Here is a 17,377-nt window from a genome sequence, read left to right as displayed (position 1 = left end):
AGGACATACACGAAGACATGGACACTCAACACAACTATCAATGGCTGCACGTCGAGGGCACCACGCCGATCAAGGGCTGGGTCAACGGTGTGCCGCTGGAAGCGCAGGCGCATGAGCAGCTGCGCAACATCGCCGCGATCCCGTTCGTCGGGCCGTGGGTGGCCGTGATGCCGGACGTGCACCTGGGCAAGGGCGCGACCGTCGGCTCGGTGATCCCGACCCGCGGTGCGATCATCCCGGCCGCGGTCGGCGTTGACATCGGCTGCGGCATGGCGGCGGTGCGCACCACGCTGCGCGCCAACGACCTGCCCGACGACCTGCGGCAGCTGCGCAACAGCATCGAGCGCAGCATTCCGGTCGGCAACGGACGCGGCGGCGAGCATCACCGCATGCCCGACAGCATTCACACGCGGCTGGTGCAGTCCGGGCTGGCCGACGGCCTGGAGAAGATCAAGGAAAAGCACCGCAGGATCCGCACCGATAAGCTGGACCGCCAGCTGGGTACGCTGGGCGGCGGCAACCACTTCATCGAACTGTGCCTGGACGAGACGGATACGGTGTGGGTGATGCTGCACAGCGGCTCGCGCGGCACCGGCAACCTGATCGGTACCTACTTCATCGAGAAGGCGCGCGAGGAACTGGCCCGGCGCGTGCTGGGCTTCCACCTGCCGGACAAGGACCTGGCGTTCTTCATGGAAGGCGAGCCGCTGTTCGATGACTACGTCGAAGCCGTGTCGTGGGCGCAGGACTACGCCCGGCAGAACCGCGAGGCGATGATGTCGCGCGTGCTGGCCGAGATGCGCCACCGGCTGCCGAAGTTCCAGCTGGCGGCAATGGCGGTGAACTGCCACCACAACTATGTACAGAAGGAAACGCACCACGGGCAGGAGCTGCTGGTGACCCGGAAGGGGGCCGTCAGCGCTCGCGAGGGTGAGCTGGGCATCATTCCCGGCAGCATGGGCACGCGCAGCTACATCGTGCGTGGCAAGGGCAACGCGGACAGCTTCCACAGCTGCAGCCACGGTGCCGGCCGGGTGATGAGCCGTGGCGCCGCGCGCCAGCAGATCACGCTTGCCCAGCATCGCGAGGCCACCGCGCACGTGGAATGCCGCAAGGACAGCGGCGTGCTGGACGAGTCACCGGCCGCGTACAAGTCGATCGACGATGTGATGGCCGCGCAGCTGGACTTGGTCGACGTAGTGCACACCCTGCGCCAGGTGTTGTGCGTGAAGGGGTAACGGAGCGGTGCCGGCCAAGGCCGGCACCCACCGCACCCGATTGCAGTAGATCCACGCCATGCGTGGATGGAACAGCGCCGACCAAGGTCGGCCTCTACCTGTGCAACGTTCAGCGCGCGATGCTGTCTTCGGCCACCAGCGCGTGGTGCACGCCGATGCCCGCGCGCACGCCTTCGGCCATGGCCAGGGTGATGTTGCCGACCGTCGTCGCATCGCCTGCGGCATACACGTTCGGCACCGAGGTCTGCTTCATCGCATCGACCTCGATCAGCACGCCCAGCGGGCTCTCGACCAACGTGCAGCCCAGCTGCTGCACCAATGGCGTGGCCATCGCCTGGGTGGCCGGCACGAACAACGCACGCTGGGCGATTCGGCGGCCGTCGGCCAGCTCCACTTCCAGCCAGGTCGGCTGGTCGCCCTGCACGCCCAGCACGGGTGACGTCTCGATCTGCACGCCGCGCTGCTGCATGGCGGCGCGTTCCTCATCCGTGATGTCCAGTCCCATGCTGAAGAACGTGACATTGCCCCAGTCGGCGAACAGCGGCGCCTTGCTGGCGGACATCGGATGACCGCCAAGCAGGCCAATGGCACCACCACCCACTTCATAGCCATGACAGTACGGGCAGTGCAGCACGGTGCTGCCCCAGCGCTCGGCGAGACCCGGCAACGCCGGCAACTGGTCGGCGATGCCGCTGGCGAGCAGCAGCTTGCGCGCGGCCAGCACCTGGCCATCGGCGGTACGCACTTCCACGCCTTCGGCGCGGGCGGTGGCCTGCACGGCTTCGGCATGCACCCAACGCACCGTGGGGTAGTCCAGCAGCTGCTGGCGCGCCGTCTTCAGCAGCTCGGCGCCACTGATGCCATCCAGCCCGAGCACCCCGTGCGAATGACTGGCGAAACGGTTGCGCGGCGAACCTGCGTCGATGACGGTGACCGGGCGACGGGCACGGGCCAGGATCAGGCCGGCGGCAATGCCGGCATAGCTGCCGCCGACGATGAGCACATCAGGATTCATGGTGACCTTCCAGGGAACGGTGATGGGCGAGATGGCGGGCGAAGTCGGCGCCAAGCTGGTCCAGCGTGGTCGCCTGCAGCCGCGCTTCGAGCAGGCGCTGCGCTTCGCGCGCCCCATCGAGCAAGGCGCTGTTGACCAGCCGCTGGATCGGGCAGCCACCGCCGGAGTCGCGTGCGCCGACCTGGACCAGCGGTGGTGCGCCCACCGCCAGGTAGATGTCATGCAGGGTGATCGCCGCGGCGTCGCGTGCCAGCAGGCTGCCGCCGCCGTGGCCGCGGGTGCTGCGCACCAGGCCGGCCTTGTGCAGCTGTGCCAGCAGGCGACGGATCACCACCGGATGCGTCGGCAGGCAGGACGCCAGCTGCTCGGACGTACGCGGGGCGGCATGGCCGACCAGGTGCGCCATCACATGCAGGGCGTCGGACAGTGGATTTGCGGATTTCATGTAACAACGATAGTTACATTTAAATTCTCTGTCGAGGGTCTTCTTTCGTTCCATATGGACACATTTGTCCTATGAAACATCTCCTTCACATCACTAAACGAAACGGTAATGTGATGAGCGTCGCACTTCAGACGCGTGGGGACAGGTCGATACCGCAGTGCCCCTTCCCGAGAGTCCCTTCCATGAAAGCGTCTGTCCGTGCTCCGCGCCTGCAGTCCAAGCTGCTCGGCGCGGTTTCCGTTGGTCTGGCCGTGGTCCTGCTGTGCGCATTGGCGGGTCTGGCCTCCGCCTGGTTGAAGCTGTCCACCGAGGTTCCACCCGAAGTCGCGCACAGCCGCGACGCCGAACGCCTGCAGCGCGAGTTCCGCGGCCAGGTGCAGGAATGGAAGAACGTGCTGCTGCGCGGCCACGACGACGCGCTGCGCCAGCGCCATCTGGACGCCTTTGACAGCGAGGGCCGCCTGGTCGAGCAGCTGGCCAGGGGCCTCGTAGCCAGCCCGGACATACGCACGCGCGAACTGGCACAGTCCTTCATCGGCCTGCACACGCAGCTGCAGAAGGACTACCACGCCGCCCTGCAGGCGTTTGCGGAAGCCGGCTACGATCCCGCCGCCGGCGACAATCTGGTGCGTGGCAAGGACCGCCCGGTGGCGACCGCACTGGATGCGCTGAGCACGCATGCCACGCAGGTGGCCGAAGCAACCGTAGCGGTGCGGTCGCAGCAGGCCCGGCAGACCCTGCTGCTGTGCGCGGCGCTGACCGTGCTGGCCGCCGTGTTGCTGCTGATGGGCCTGGCCTGGTGGCTGCGGCGCGCGGTGGTGCAGCCGGTGCTGGCGGTGGAAGCCGCTGCGCGTGCCGTGGCCGCCGGTGATCTGCAGCACGTGGTGCAGGTGCGCAGCCGCGACGAGATCGGTCGCCTCGCGCAGGCGATGCAGGCGGTGCAGTCCACGCTGCGCGGCGTACTGGACGCACAGGCGACGATGGCGCAGGCGCATGATGCCGGCACCATCAGCCATCGCATGGAGGCCAGTGCGTTCCCGGGCGCGTTCGGCACCATGGTGGCCGACTGCAACACGCTGGTTGACGCGCACATCCAGGTGAAGATGCGCGCGATCTCGATCATGGGCCGCTATGCCGTCGGTGACCTCAGCCAGGACATGGAACGCCTGCCCGGCGAAAAGGCCGTGATCACCAACGCATTGGATACGGCCAAGGCCAATCTCGGCATGATCAACGGCGAGATCCGCCGCCTGGCCGAAGCCGCTGCCGCCGGTGACTTCAGCCAGCGCGGCGACAGCGCACGCTTCGAGCATGATTTCCGCGCGATGGTCGACGGCCTGAACCGCCTGATGCAGACCACTGAACTGAACCTCGGCGAGGTTTCCAGCATGCTGCGCGCGATTGCCGATGGCCGTCTCGGCGCGCGCATGCACGGTGATTTCCAGGGCGTGTTCGCGCGTATCGCCGGCGACGCCAACACCACCGCTACGCAGCTGGCAACCATCGTCACCGACATCAAGCACGCCTCCGGCAACATCCACACGGCGGCGGCGGAGATCGCCGCCGGCAACAACGATCTGTCGCGCCGTACCGAACAGCAGGCCGCCAACCTGGAAGAGACGGCGGCATCGATGGAGGAACTGACCTCCACCGTGCGCCAGAACGCCGAGCATGCGCGCCAGGCCAACCAGCTGGCGATCGGCGCGCACACCGTTGCCTCTCACGGCGGCAGCGTGGTCGGCCAGGTGGTGGCAACGATGGGTGCCATCGAAACCTCGTCGCGGCAGATCGCCGAGATCATCAGCGTGATCGACGGCATCGCCTTCCAGACCAACATCCTGGCGCTGAACGCCGCGGTGGAAGCGGCACGCGCCGGCGAGCAGGGCCGCGGCTTCGCGGTGGTTGCCAGCGAAGTGCGCACCCTGGCACAGCGTTCGGCGGCAGCCGCGAAGGAGATCAAGGCGTTGATCGAAGCGTCGGTGGAACAGGTCGGCCACGGTGCACGGCGCGTGCGCGAGGCCGGTGACACCATGGCCGAGATCGTGGCGTCGGTGCAGCGCGTCACTGACATCATGGCCGAGATCTCCGCCGCCTCGCAGGAGCAGAGCGCGGGCATCGAACAGGTCAGCCAGACCGTGATCCAGATGGACGGCACCACCCAGCAGAATGCCGCGTTGGTGGAGGAAGCCAGCGCCGCCGCACGCAGCCTGGAACAGCAGGCGAACCGGTTGATCGACGCGGTGGATGTGTTCGACCTGTCGACCACCGCCGCAGCGAAGGACGCGCTGATGCGCGCGGCCTGATTGATCCGGTTGCCGGCCGGCGGCCGGCACTACCGTGGAGCGCAGACAGGGGGAGTGCCGGCCGCTGGCCGGCAGCTCCCAACGCTGCATGGGTGGCGGCATGAACAGTGCGGACCAACGGTCCGCACCCACCACCACCTGCCGTCGTACACGTCGATGCAATGCACCGTTGCCGGCATGCACACGGCCGCTGGCCTACCCTTTCGTGGATATTCCCGCCTCCCTCCCCCTCTGCTGGAGCCCCCATGACTGCCCCCGCCTTCGGTCTCGGTACCTTCCGCCTGAAAGACCAGACCGTGATCGACTCGGTGCGCAACGCGCTGGATGTCGGCTACCGCGCCATCGATACCGCGCAGATCTACGGCAATGAAGCCGAGGTCGGCCAGGCCATCGCCGATTCCGGCGTGCCGCGCGAAGAGATCTACCTGACCACCAAGGTCTGGATCACCGCGTTCAAGCGGGAAGCGCTGCTGGCCAGCCTGCATACCAGTCTGGAAAAGCTGCGTACCGATCATGTGGACCTGACGCTGATCCACTGGCCGTCGCCGAACGACAAGGTCGACGTGCCGATGGAGGAGTACCTGCCGGCGCTGGCCGAGGCCAAGGCACAGGGCCTGACGAAGGCGATCGGCATCTCCAACTTCACCATCGCCCAGACCCGCAAGGCGATCGAGATCCTTGGCGCCGATGCCATCGCCACCAACCAGATCGAGATCCATCCCTACCTGCAGAACCGCCTGCTGGTGAAGTTCCTGCAGGACAACGGCATCCACGTCACCGCCTACATGAGCCTGGCCTATGGCGAGGTGATCAAGGACCCGGTGATCCAGGCCATTGCCGGCCGCCACCAGGCCGCTCCGGCGCAGATCGCGCTGGCCTGGGCGCTGCAGCAGGGTTACTCGGTCATTCCGTCGTCGACCAAGCGCGAGAACCTGTCGAGCAACCTCGAAGCGGCAGCGATCCGGCTGACCGACGAAGACATGGCGCAGATCGCCAAGCTGGATCGTGGCCATCGCCTGGCGAATCCGGAAGGCATTGCGCCGGCCTGGGATTGAAGAGCGGCCGCCGGGCATGGCCCGGCGCTACCGGATACGCGTGGGTAGCGCCGGGCCATGCCCGGCGGATCCATCAGGCCTGCAACAACCAGCCTCGCATTGCCGCACTGACCTCATCCGGCTTTTCCATCGGTGCCAGGTGCCCGCAGTCCGGCACCACCACCAGCTGCGAGTGCGGCACCAGGGCGTGCATTTCCTCGCTGACCGCGAGTGGCGTAATGCGGTCGTTGGCGCCACATACGATCAGCAGCGGATCGCGGTAGCCAGCCAGCACGTCATGGCCGTCACGGCGTTCCAGCGCACTCTGGCGCAGGAACACGTCCGCGCCCAGGCGGGCGGTCATGTCACGCACACGTTGCACCAGCACGTAATCATCCAGCCGCGAGGCATCGATGTAGCTGCGCATCAGCACATCGCCGAAGCCATGGAACTTTCCGGGCAGGCGCACGCTGGCGCGCTGGCTGCGGCGCTGCTCGGCACGTTCCGGTGAATCGGCGTGGATCGAGGTATCGATCAACGCCAGCTGCAGCACGCGTTCCGGCGCGATGCGCAGGATCTGCTGGGCGACGAAACCGCCCAGCGAGAACCCGGCCAACGCAAAGCGCTCCGGCGCCTGTGCCAGCACGTCCTCGGCCACCGCCTGCAGGGTTTCGCCACGGGTCTGGTCGCCTACCGTGCAATCGGCGATGTCGGCAAGATCAGCCAACTGTGAGCGCCACAGCTCAGCGTCGTTGAGCAGGCCAGGCAGCAGCAGCAGGGGGATACGGTCGGTCATGGGGGTATTGTCGCGCCAGCACGGTGACGGAACCATGCCGCAACAGGGGGCGGATTCTAGCGTCGAGCCACGTTCGACGGCTGCATAGCCAGTGGCGCATGGCTCGACGCTACAGAAGACAGCGGCGGAGCCGCTCTTTGGCGACACCATCACCATCTACACCGCGCTGTGCGGACAGGCCGCGAGTAAACCTGGCGCAGCAGAGACAAGCAAGCACGGCAGCTGGCTGCCAACCCGATCATCGGCATGCGCTACGACGCCATCTATGTGATGACCGGGCTGACCGTGCGGCTGTGCTATGGCACGGCGGTGGCGGTGGAACCGCAGCGGTGAGGTGATCGGCGGGCATGGCCCGGCGCTACCGATGGGCGGCGATCACGCCACCGGCGGGACGTCAGGCACTTCGACCTGCTGCACCGGCAAGGTCACCATCATCACCGTCGGGTCATCCGGGTCCAGCTTCGTCTTGAAGCCCAGGCTCTGGCACATCGCCAGCATGGTGCTGTTCTCGCGCAGCACCTGGCCTTCGACCACGTCCAGGCCCAGCCACTTGGCGTACTCGATCATGATCGCCATCAGCCGCCAGCCGATGCCATGGCCCTTCAGGTCCGAGCGGATCAGGATGCCGTATTCACCGCGGTGGTAATCCGCATCGGCGTGCAGGCGCACCGCGCCAAGCATTTCGCCACTGCGCGGTTCGATCGCCACCAGTGCGATCGAGCGTGCGTAGTCGAGCTGGGTCAGGCGCGCGATGAACTCGTGGCTGAAGTGCTTCACCGACTGGAAAAAGCGCAGGCGCAGGTCCTCGTCGCTGACGCGGGCGAAGAACGCACGGAACAGCGCGTCGTCCTCCGGCCGCACCGGACGCACGAAGGCACGGCCGCCATCGGACAGTTCGATGGTGCGCTCCCACTCCTTCGGGTACGGGAACACCGAGAAGCGCGGATGGCCACGGCCCTTGTGCAGGATGCGCGACGGCGCCACCGCCACGCGTGCGTCGAGGGCGAGGATGCCCTTGCCGTCGACCAGCAACGGATTGATGTCCAGCGTACGCACTTCGGGGATGTCGGCGGCCAGCTGTGCCAGCTTGACCAGCGCCAATGCCAGTGCGCGCTCGTCGGCGGCAGGCACATCGCCATAGGCCTTGAGGATGCGCGAGGCGCGGGTCTGGCCGATCAGCTCGTGGGCCAGGCGCAGGTCCAGCGGCGGCAGCGCCAACGCCTTGTCATTGATGACTTCAACCGCGGTACCGCCACGGCCGACCACGATCACCGGGCCGAACGTCGCGTCATCGGCAATACCGACGATCAACTCGCGCGCCTTCGGGCGAACGATGGTCGGCTGCACCAGCAGACCATCGATGCGCGCATCCGGCCGCAGCTGGCGTGCACGCGACAGGATCGCGTTGGCCGCGCTCTGCACCGCCGGCAGGGTGGACAGGTTCAGGCGCACGCCGTCCACTTCCGACTTGTGCGGAATATCCGGCGAGAGAATCTTCAGCGCGACCGTGGCACCGCGTTCCAGCAGCGGCTGTGCCAGATCCATCGCCTCGTGCGCGTCACGCGCATGCATCACCGGCGCGGAGGGAATGCCGTAGGCCTTGAGCAGTTCATGCGTAGCCAGCGGGTCCAGCCACTGCTGGCCGTTGGCCAGCGCGGCATCGACCAGTGCGCGCGCGGCGGCCGTGTCGACGCTGAAGTCCTGCGGCAGGCTGGGCGGCGTTTCCATCAACGCGTTCTGCGCTTCGCGGTAGCGCACCAGATGCTGGAAGCCACGTACGGCTTCGGCCTCGGTCGGATAGGTCGGCACCCGCGCCGCGTTGAGCGTGGCGGTGGCCTGGTCATCGTTGCCCAGCCACACCGCGAACACCGGCTTGTCGCGGTGATGGCGCGGGCGCAGTCCGAGCGTGCGGGTAAGCGCCTGTGCGGCGTCTGCGGATGAAGTGAATGCGGTCGGCACGTTGACCACCATCACCGCATCATTCTCGTTGTCGGCCAGCAGCGCCTCGATGGCGGCGGCATAGCGATCACCATCGGCGTCGACCACGATGTCGACCGGGTTGCTGCGCGACCAGCCCTGTGGCAATACCGCATCGAGCTTCTGCACCGTGCTGTCGGACAGGGTGGCCAGCGTGCCACGCAGCGCGATCAGCTGGTCCACGGCAAGGCGACCGACGCCGCCACCATTGCTGAGAATGGCCAGGCGACGACCGGGGAAGGTCCCCAACCGGCCCAGCGATTCGGCGGCCGTGAACAGTTCGTCCAGCGCGCCCACGCGCAGCAGGCCGGCGCGGTTGAAGGCGGCACCGTACACATCATCGGCACGGGCCAGGGCCTGCACATGGGTATCGCGGCTGCCCGGCTGCACGCGCTCGGCGCGCCCCGACTTCACCACCACCACCGGCTTGGCGCGGGCGGCGGCACGCGCAGCCGACATGAACTTGCGCGCGTCCTTGATCTGCTCAACGTAGAGCAGGATGGCGCGCGTACGGTAATCGGTGGCGAAGTAGTCGAGCAGGTCACCGAAGTCGACGTCCAGCGTGTCGCCCAGCGAGACCACGGCAGAGAACCCGACCGAGCGCGCCACGCCCCACTCCACCAGTGCGGCGGCGATGGCCGAGGATTCGGAGATCAACGCAAGATCACCGGCCTGCGGGAAGTGCGCGGCGATGCTGGCATTGAGCCGTGCGTGCGGCGCGATCACGCCCAGGCAATGCGGCCCGAGGATGCGCAGGCCATGCTTGCGCGCCACCGCCTCCACCTGTGCAGACAACGAACCGGGGCCTTCGCCCAGGTGCGCGGTGAGGATGATCGCCGCCTGCACGCCACGTTCGGCGGCAGTGCGCACCACCTGCGGCACGATGGCCGCTGGTGCGGTGATCACCGCCAGGTCGGGGACCCAGTCCAGGTCCTTCAGCCGCTTGACCGTGCGGATGCCATCGATCTCGGCATGCCGCGGATTGATCCACGCCACCTTGCCGGGGAAGCCGGTGCCGCGCAGGTTGCGCATCACCGCGCGGCCGGCCGAACGCTCACGCGGACTGCCGCCGATCACCGCGACCGACTGCGGACGGAACACGGACTGCAGGTGGTAGGTACTCATGCGCCTACGGTACACGGACTGGCGCGGCAACGGCATGATCGTGCGCAAGGTCCTGATACCGCACCCACGCATGGCGTGGATCTACCGCCGGGACCAGTAGATCCACGTCATGTGTGGATGACGCTCCCGTTACAACAGCGTGCCGTGCAGGATCATCGCGGCGATGCTGAAATAGATCACCAGGCCGGTCACGTCCACCAGGGTGGCCACGAACGGGGCCGAGGCGCTGGCCGGGTCGAAACCGAGCCGCTTGAGGATGAAGGGCAGCATCGAGCCGGACAGCGAGCCGAACGTGACGATGCCGACCAGCGCGGCACCGATGGTGATCGCCAGCAGTATCCAGTGCTCGCCGTAGTCGTGCAGGCCGCCCAGCTGCCAGATCACGATGCGCACGATGGCCAGGCAGCCGAGGATCGCGCCCAGCACCATGCCGGTGGGCACTTCGCGCAGGGCCACCTTCCACCAGTCGCGCAGGCGCAGCTCGCGCAGCGCCAGGCTGCGGATCAGCAGCGAGGTGGCCTGCGAACCGGAGTTGCCGCCCGAACTCATGATGAGCGGAATGAACAGGGTCAGCACCACCGCGCGCGCCAGTTCGTCCTCATAGTGCTGCATCGCGCTGGCGGTCAGCATCTCGCCCAGGAACAGCACGCTCAGCCAGCCGGCGCGCTTGCGCAGCATCTCCAGGAAGCCGATCTGCATGTAGGGCTTGTCCAGTGCCTCCATGCCGCCGAACTTGTGCGCGTCCTCGGTCGATTCCTCGATCAGCGCGTCGAGCACGTCGTCCACGGTGACGATGCCGAGCATCTGCTGCTGCGCATCGACCACCGGGATCGCCAGCAAGTCGTGGCGACGGATCAGCCGTGCCACTTCTTCCTGGTCCATCAGTGCGTCCACCGTCACCGGTGGATTGACCTGAGCCACGTCCAGGATCGACTCCTCCGGCAGGCCGGTGATCAGGCGGCGCATGGTCACCACCTGCTGCAGCTGCTGGCTGGACGGCTCCAGCACGTAGATCGCGTACACCGTTTCACGGGTGCGCTCGACCTGGCGGATGTGCTGAAGGGTCTGCGCCACGGTCCAGCTGGCGGGTACCGCCACGTACTCGGTGGTCATCAGCGCACCGGCGGTGTTCGGCGGGTAGCTGAGCAGCTTCTGGATGGCCTGGCGGGCGTCGGTGCCCAGCAGCGGGATCAACCGCGCGCGTTCTTCCTCATCCAGCTCATGAACGATGTCGGTGGCGCGGTCGTCGGCCATCAACCCGAGCAGGGCGGCAGCGCGCGCCGGGGGCAGCGCTGCCACCAGCTCGCCACTGCGGTGCAGTTCCGGCGCTTCCAGCATTTTCACTGCACGCGGCAACGGAAGGGCAGCCAGCGTTTCCGCGGCGCGGGTCAGCTCCAGCGTGTTGAGGAATTCCACCGCATCGGCAGTGTTGAAGTTCGCCAGCGGCGCGGCCAGTGCGGCGGCATCGGCCACCGGGCGCAGCAATTGCTTTTGGTTCATCGGGTTTGCCTTGTGGGGGTGCGACCTCGCGCAACGCCAACGCAGGCAAACCGTCCCGATGTCAGGCGGTGGCCATCGCTGGCGTCGAACGAGGTCGACTTCTACTGTCGCTGGACATGGGTTGGGGACTCCGGGATGCGTGTGCCGGCGGACGCGCCGCCAGCGGCGGGCAGTCTGGACCCGTGGACCATGCAGGTCAACCCGGTCCCGCCGCGGCAGCACCCTGCCCGCAGGTTGTTCTCGTGCATGCACAGGCCGGCGCGCATAATGGCGCGGTGGTGTTCGCCACGCTTTTCCCAACCCGAACGGACGCACAGCGGCTCCCCCGATGACCAGGTATTCCCATGCATAGCGGTGGTCTGGAACTGGCGCTGGTGCTGCTGCTGGCGGCGGTCATCGCCGTGCCGGTGTTCAAGAAGTTCGGCTTCGGCGCGGTGCTGGGCTACCTGGCCGCCGGTGTGGTGCTGGGCCCGGACGGGCTGGGCTTCGTGCAGGACGCCGACCGCATCCTCGGCGCCGCCGAGATCGGGGTGGTGATGCTGCTGTTCGTGATCGGCCTGGAGCTGTCGCCGGCACGCCTGAAGGTGATGCGGCGCTCGGTGTTCGGCGCCGGTGCGGCACAGGTGGCGCTGTCCGGGCTGGTGCTGGGCGGCCTGCTGCTGCTCGACCACTTCCAGTGGAAGAGCGCGCTGGTGGTAGGTGTGGCGCTGGCGCTGTCATCCACGGCGGTGGGCCTGCAGCTGCTGTCCGAGCACAAGGCGATCAACAGCGACCATGGCCGGCTCGGGTTCGCCATCCTGCTGTTCCAGGACCTGATCGCGATTCCGCTGCTGGCGGCCATCCCGCTGCTGGGCGGGGTGAAGAACGAGACCCTGCGCTGGGAAGACGCCGCCGTGGCCCTCGGTGCGCTGGCCGTGGTGATCCTGTGCGGGCGACCGGTGCTGCGCAAGGTGTTCAGCATCATTGCCCGCACCCGCAGCCCGGAAGTGTTCACCGCCACCGCACTGCTGGTGGTGCTGGGCACCGCCTGGTTCATGCAGGAAGCCGGCCTCAGCCCCAGCCTCGGCGCGTTCCTGGCCGGCGTGCTGCTGTCCGATTCGGAGTTCCGGCATGAGCTGGAAGCGCAGATCGAGCCGTTCAAGGGCCTGCTGCTGGGCCTGTTCTTCATCGCGGTGGGCATGGGCATCGACCTGGACCGCATTGCCGCCGAACCGTGGATGATCGCGGCTGGCGTCGGCATCCTGCTGGTGGTCAAGTTCAGCCTGCTGTACGCGATCGGCCGCATCGCCCGGCTCAGTCCGCGGCAGTCGCTGCTGCTGGGCAGCGTGTTGTGGCTGGGCGGCGAGTTCGCTTTCGTGGTGTTCAACGAAGCGCAGCGCGCGCACCTGCTCGGCAATGCCAACCACGACCGGCTGGTGGCGATCGTGGGCCTGTCGATGGCGATCACGCCGCTGCTGATGATCGCGCTGCTCAAGCTGCTCGGCCAGGAGAAGGCCGCACCGCGCGAGGCAGCCGAGGCCGACAAGGTGGCGCCGGACAACCGCCCCAAGGTGCTGATCGCCGGAATGGGCCGCTTCGGCCAGGTCATCGCACGCCTGCTGACGGCACAGAAGGTGCCCTTCGTGGCGCTGGAGGCGAACCCGGACACCGTGGCCGACCTGCGCCGTTTCGGCAACCAGCTGTATTACGGCGACCCGACCCGGCCGGAGATGCTGCGTGCGGCGGGCGGCGAGCACATCGATGTGTTCGTGATCACCGTGGACGACCCGGAGACCAACCTGCGCGCGGTGCGCATGGTGCGCCGGCTGTACCCGGACGCGAAGGTGCTGGCGCGTGCGCGCAACCGCCAGCATGCCTGGCGCCTGATGGACATGTCGGCCGAGCCGTTCCGCGAAGTGTTTGGCACCAGCCTGGAGATGAGCGGCCGCGTGCTGACCGCATTGGGCGTGGCGCCGGACGTGGCCGAACGCCATGTGCAGCGCTTCCGCGAGCATGATGAGCAGCTGCTGCGTGACCAGTACCTGGTGTACGACGACGAAGCGGCCGTGATCCAGACCTCGCGCGATGCACGCAACGACCTGATGCATCTTTTCGAGGCCGACGCGGAAAGGGACGGCGAGTAGGTGTGCCGACCAACGGTCGGCACCCACCCGATCAATGGCGGACCCGGTAGTGCCGGCCGCTGGCCGGCAATCCCGTGTTCCCGGAGATGTCATGAGGTAGCCGGCCAGCGGCCGGCACTACCCTTTTCCAGCGATCAGCCGTTGTCGCGCAGGAACCGCGCCATCGACGAAACGCCCGGCACGCGCGGTTCGAACTCACCGGCCACGTCGATGAAGCCGCGCATCACCGCGATCTCGCGCGGACTGCGGTTGAGGCTGTCGCGTGCTTCCGGATCCGCCCCCGCGCGCAGCAGGCGCTGCACCAGCAGCGGCAGGCCATGCAGCGCGGCCAAATGCAACGGGCCGAAGCCGCGCGGATCACGCACGTCCAGGCTCACGTCCTCATCCAGCAGGCGCTCTACCGCCGCCATCACCACCTGCTCGTCGCAGGCGGTACCCGGCTCGGCGCGTGCGCCCAGCAGCAGCAGCAGGGGCGTGACCGAACCGGCGGCGGCCTGGTCCGGCTCGGCGCCCGCCAACAGCAGGGTGTCGAGCAGGGCCAGCAGGCGCGAGCGGTCGCGGGCACTGAAACCGTACAGCGCGGCACAGTGCAGCGGGCCCAGCTGCTGCGCGTCACCGGCGTGCACGTCGGCACCTGCGGTGAGCAGGCGCGCGACGATGTCCGGCAGGCCCAGCGCCGAGGCCAGCATCAGCACGGTCACCCCACCCGGCAGGCGATGTTCCAGCTTGGCGCCGGCGTCGAGCAGGGCCGAGACGATATCCACCTGGCGCATGCTGACCGCCGCCGACAGCGGCGTGGCACCACTGGCCGCGGCGTGCTGCGGATCGGCGCCACGCGCCAGCAGCAGGTCGGTCACCGCCAGATGGCCACCACCGGCGGCGCGCAGCAGCGCGGTGCAGCCCTGCGCATCGACCGCGTCGACGGCGAAGCCCAGATCGATCAGGCGGCGCACGGCGTCTACATCACCGGCCATCGCAGCGGCCGGCAGATCGGCCTCGCGCAGGGTACGGCGCGGCAACGGCCACACCCGCCAGTCCAGCCAGTCGGCCAGGTCACGGCGACCGATCGACAGCGCCACGCCCAACGGCGTCTGGCCGTCGGCGGCGCGGGCTTCCGGCGAGGCACCGTGCTGCACCAGCAGCTTCAGTGCGCCTTCGCGGGCCAACGCGGTGGCCAGGTGCAATGCGGTCATGCCGTGGCTGTCGCGCGCTTCACGATCAACACCGGCCTTGAGCAGGGCCTGCTGCAGGCGCAGCCAGCCCAGGCGCACCGCGAGCGACAGCGGCGGATCGCCGGCCGGCGAGGCGGCGAACGGATCGGCGCCACGTTCCAGCAGTTCCAGTGCCAGCTGTTCCAGGCCACGGGCGGCCTGGTCGTGCTGCGCACACGCTGCGAGGAAGCGTGCCAGGCCACCGCGTCCGGCCGGCGACAGGCCACGCTGCAGCATGACCTGCAGCGCCGGCACCGCGTCGATGCCGCGCGACAACAGCGCGAACATCGGTGTGTCGGAACAGGCGTCACGCACGTAGGGATCGGCACCGTGGGCCAGCAGCCAGTCGACCGCACGCGGCTCCAGCGCCAGCTCCGGATCGAGCAGCAGGCCACCCAGCTCTTCCGGCTGGCACAGCTTGGCCAGCGCGGCCATGCCTTCGGTGTTGCCGAAGCCCAGCGCTTCGCGCAGCAGGGTCAGCGGCGGGCGGTCGGGCAGCAGGCCACTTGCGCCGGCGGCTTCGCCACGCTCGGCCAGTCCATCGCTGACCGCAGCCGGCAATGGATAGGACGGGTCCAGCAGAGCCACGATCGCCCAGCGGCCGGCTTCGGCGGCATAGTCCACCGCACGGCGGCCGACCGGATCGGTGGCATCGGCGGCGATGCCCAGTTCGACCAGGCGCTTGATCAGCAGCGGCGAGACATCCTCGGCCATCGCCGCCAGCTGCACCGCATTACGGCCTTCGCCATCCACCGCGACCAGGTCCGGCTTGTGCGGCAGCAGATGCTCGATCACGGCGGCGCGACCGGCACGGGCCGCTTCCAGCCACGGCGTACGGCCCAGCGCATCGCGCGCTTCCAGATTGGCGCCGGCAGCCAGCAGCACGCCGATGATCTCGACGTGACCGGCCAGCGCCGCTTCATGCAGCGCGCTGCGACGCTGGCGATCACGCGCGTCGGCCCGCGCCTTGTGCTTGAGCAGCAGCTGCACGCCCGCCGGATCGTCGTCCTCGGTGGCGGCGGCGGCCAGCAGCACCGGGGTGCCATCGGCCGGTTCGCAGCGTGCACCGCGTTCGAGCAGGAAACGGGCCAGGCGCCAGTTGCCGACCTGGCAGGCCACGGCCAGCGGCGACCAGCCCTCGTTGTTCAACGCATCGACTTCGGCGGCGGCATCGCGCAGCAGCGCCGCCACACCCGGGTCGGAACTGCGCGCGGCATGGTGCAGCGGCGTGTTGCCATCGCTGTCGGTGGCACGCGAGTCGGCACCGTTGGCGAGCAGGGTCATCACCGCCTCGGGGCGGCCATGCCAGCTGTCACGGGTGGCGGCCAGCAGCGGGGTCATGCCCCGGTGCGGTGCGTTCACATCGACGCCGCGGGCGATCAGCTCGCGCAGCAGGCGCAGGTCCGGCAGCACCGCTGCCAGCACCGCCAGGCTGCGCTGGTCGCGCCAGTTCGGGTCCGGCAGCGCATACGGATCGGCACCGGCCTGCAGCAGTTGCAGGCCCCGGTCGATGCGGCCATGGCGGGCGGCTTCATACAGCGCCGGGGTCAGCTCCTGCGGCGCCATCGCCTCCAGCGGCGTGGTTTCGACCGCAGCGGAGAACATCGGTTCGCGCTCGTCGCTGGCCGTGGCCAGTGGGCCTGCGCGCAGCGACACCAGCGGTGCCGGCGCCACCCGCTGCAGCAGCAGGTGCAGCACGGGCGACAGCAGCACCACCGCCAGCGCGGCGGGCCAGTGTGCGCTTTCCGGCAGCAGCCCCGGCCAGGCCGGCAGCACCACCAGCGCGGCCAGCGCGATCACCAGCGCGGCCACACCGAGGCCGCGCCAGGCGCCCAGGTCACGCCCCGCCAGCGCCTGCCAGTGCTGGGCCAGGCTGCCGTCGAGGCGTTCGACATCGTTCCACAACGGCCAGGTGCGCCAGGCGGCGAGCAGGCCGGCACTGACCAGCACGCTCAGGCCCAGCACCGCCGCAAGGCTGCCGCTGTCGCGCAGCGCCGCCAGCGGCCAGGCCAGCAACAGCGCCAGCAGCAGCGGCGCGGCCGTCCACAACGCCAGCAGCGCCGGCAGGTCCTGGCGAGCGACCACCTTCAGCGGCAGCAGCGCGCGGCTGCGACGCCACCATGAGATCGCCAGCGCGAACGCTGGCTGCGCCAGTGCGGCCAGGACGGCACCCGGGAAGCCGCCCACGGCGGCGCCCAGCGCCAGCACCGCGCCCGCGGCGAAGGCAATTGACACAAGGCGCGGACGGGAGGCGTCAGTCATAGTGGCGCGGCATCAGGCTGGCCACCGACGGCGGCACCTGCAGGTAGAACCCGCGCTCGCTCATTTCGCTGCGGACCTTTTCCGGGTCAGCCTGCGCCAGGCGGCGCTGGGCATCCAGGGCCACCTCCAGGACGAAGGCGAGCGTCCCCAGCGAGGTGAGCAGCGGCGCGGGCAGCGCGCTGAAATCATCGCGACGGGGAACGTAGACGTAGGTGTCCGGCTTGAGTTGGCTTTTATAGACGTAGGCGTGCATGTCCGCGGGACGATAACCCGGGAAGAGCCATGATTGTGTCGGAAAGCCGACACCGGGGAAAGCCGTCAGCCAACGTTGGCGGCGTGATCGACGGC

General features: G+C 68.5%; 12 protein-coding genes. 5 read left to right on the top strand and 7 right to left on the bottom strand.

The window, feature by feature from the left end; translation table 11 throughout:
• Positions 1-17: 17 nt before the first annotated feature.
• Positions 18-1,238, top strand: coding sequence for an RtcB family protein (locus AC5P8C_RS05505; protein WP_495218417.1), 1,221 nt, complete (start codon positions 18-20; stop codon positions 1,236-1,238).
• Between the two features lie 109 nt (positions 1,239-1,347).
• On the opposite strand, the gene AC5P8C_RS05500 is transcribed toward AC5P8C_RS05505, so the two are convergent.
• On the bottom strand, positions 1,348-2,253 hold the full coding sequence (locus tag AC5P8C_RS05500; RefSeq protein WP_019661692.1) for an NAD(P)/FAD-dependent oxidoreductase: 906 nt from the start codon (positions 2,251-2,253) through the stop codon (positions 1,348-1,350).
• Positions 2,243-2,698, bottom strand: a complete 456-nt coding sequence (locus AC5P8C_RS05495) for an Rrf2 family transcriptional regulator (protein ID WP_019661693.1) — start codon at positions 2,696-2,698, stop codon at positions 2,243-2,245. Before AC5P8C_RS05495 ends, AC5P8C_RS05500 begins: the two co-directional genes overlap by 11 nt.
• 182 nt (positions 2,699-2,880) lie before the next feature.
• On the opposite strand from AC5P8C_RS05495, the gene AC5P8C_RS05490 reads away from it, so the two are divergent.
• Both AC5P8C_RS05490 and dkgB read left to right on the top strand, forming a co-directional pair.
• Positions 2,881-5,001 (top strand): methyl-accepting chemotaxis protein, encoded by a 2,121-nt coding sequence (locus tag AC5P8C_RS05490; RefSeq protein ID WP_495218416.1) that lies wholly within the window; start codon positions 2,881-2,883, stop codon positions 4,999-5,001.
• A 245-nt stretch (positions 5,002-5,246) separates the two neighbouring features.
• Positions 5,247-6,056, top strand: coding sequence for a 2,5-didehydrogluconate reductase DkgB (dkgB, locus tag AC5P8C_RS05485; RefSeq protein WP_019661695.1), 810 nt, complete (start codon positions 5,247-5,249; stop codon positions 6,054-6,056).
• A gap of 73 nt (positions 6,057-6,129) precedes the next feature.
• On the opposite strand, the gene AC5P8C_RS05480 is transcribed toward dkgB, so the two are convergent.
• Positions 6,130-6,831, bottom strand: coding sequence for an alpha/beta fold hydrolase (locus AC5P8C_RS05480; RefSeq protein WP_019661696.1), 702 nt, complete (start codon positions 6,829-6,831; stop codon positions 6,130-6,132).
• 246 nt (positions 6,832-7,077) lie between these two features.
• On the opposite strand from AC5P8C_RS05480, the gene AC5P8C_RS05475 reads away from it, so the two are divergent.
• The gene (locus AC5P8C_RS05475) at positions 7,078-7,164 is read left to right on the top strand and encodes a hypothetical protein (protein WP_260832893.1); all 87 of its coding nucleotides are present in this window, start codon (positions 7,078-7,080) and stop codon (positions 7,162-7,164) included.
• A gap of 42 nt (positions 7,165-7,206) precedes the next feature.
• Here AC5P8C_RS05475 and AC5P8C_RS05470 read toward each other — a convergent pair whose 3' ends face one another.
• Both AC5P8C_RS05470 and mgtE read right to left on the bottom strand, forming a co-directional pair.
• On the bottom strand, positions 7,207-9,933 hold the full coding sequence (locus AC5P8C_RS05470; protein WP_019661697.1) for a bifunctional acetate--CoA ligase family protein/GNAT family N-acetyltransferase: 2,727 nt from the start codon (positions 9,931-9,933) through the stop codon (positions 7,207-7,209).
• Between the two features lie 129 nt (positions 9,934-10,062).
• Positions 10,063-11,433: a magnesium transporter gene (gene mgtE, locus AC5P8C_RS05465; RefSeq protein WP_019661699.1), complete on the bottom strand. Its 1,371-nt coding sequence runs from the start codon at positions 11,431-11,433 to the stop codon at positions 10,063-10,065.
• A 344-nt stretch (positions 11,434-11,777) separates the two neighbouring features.
• Between mgtE and AC5P8C_RS05460 the strand changes: the two genes are divergently transcribed.
• Positions 11,778-13,556, top strand: coding sequence for a monovalent cation:proton antiporter-2 (CPA2) family protein (locus AC5P8C_RS05460; RefSeq protein ID WP_180876357.1), 1,779 nt, complete (start codon positions 11,778-11,780; stop codon positions 13,554-13,556).
• A 134-nt stretch (positions 13,557-13,690) separates the two neighbouring features.
• Here AC5P8C_RS05460 and AC5P8C_RS05455 read toward each other — a convergent pair whose 3' ends face one another.
• Both AC5P8C_RS05455 and AC5P8C_RS05450 read right to left on the bottom strand, forming a co-directional pair.
• Entirely contained in the window at positions 13,691-17,029 is a 3,339-nt protein-coding gene (locus tag AC5P8C_RS05455; protein WP_019661701.1) for an ankyrin repeat domain-containing protein, read from the bottom strand.
• Entirely contained in the window at positions 17,022-17,282 is a 261-nt protein-coding gene (locus tag AC5P8C_RS05450) for a YcgL domain-containing protein (protein ID WP_014648833.1), read from the bottom strand. The genes AC5P8C_RS05455 and AC5P8C_RS05450 overlap by 8 nt, the downstream gene beginning before the upstream one ends.
• Between the last annotated feature and the right edge of the window lie 95 nt (positions 17,283-17,377).

Source organism: Stenotrophomonas sp. YJH_SMC_46 (assembly GCF_059370315.1).
This window is presented reverse-complemented; position numbering and strand designations above follow the sequence as displayed.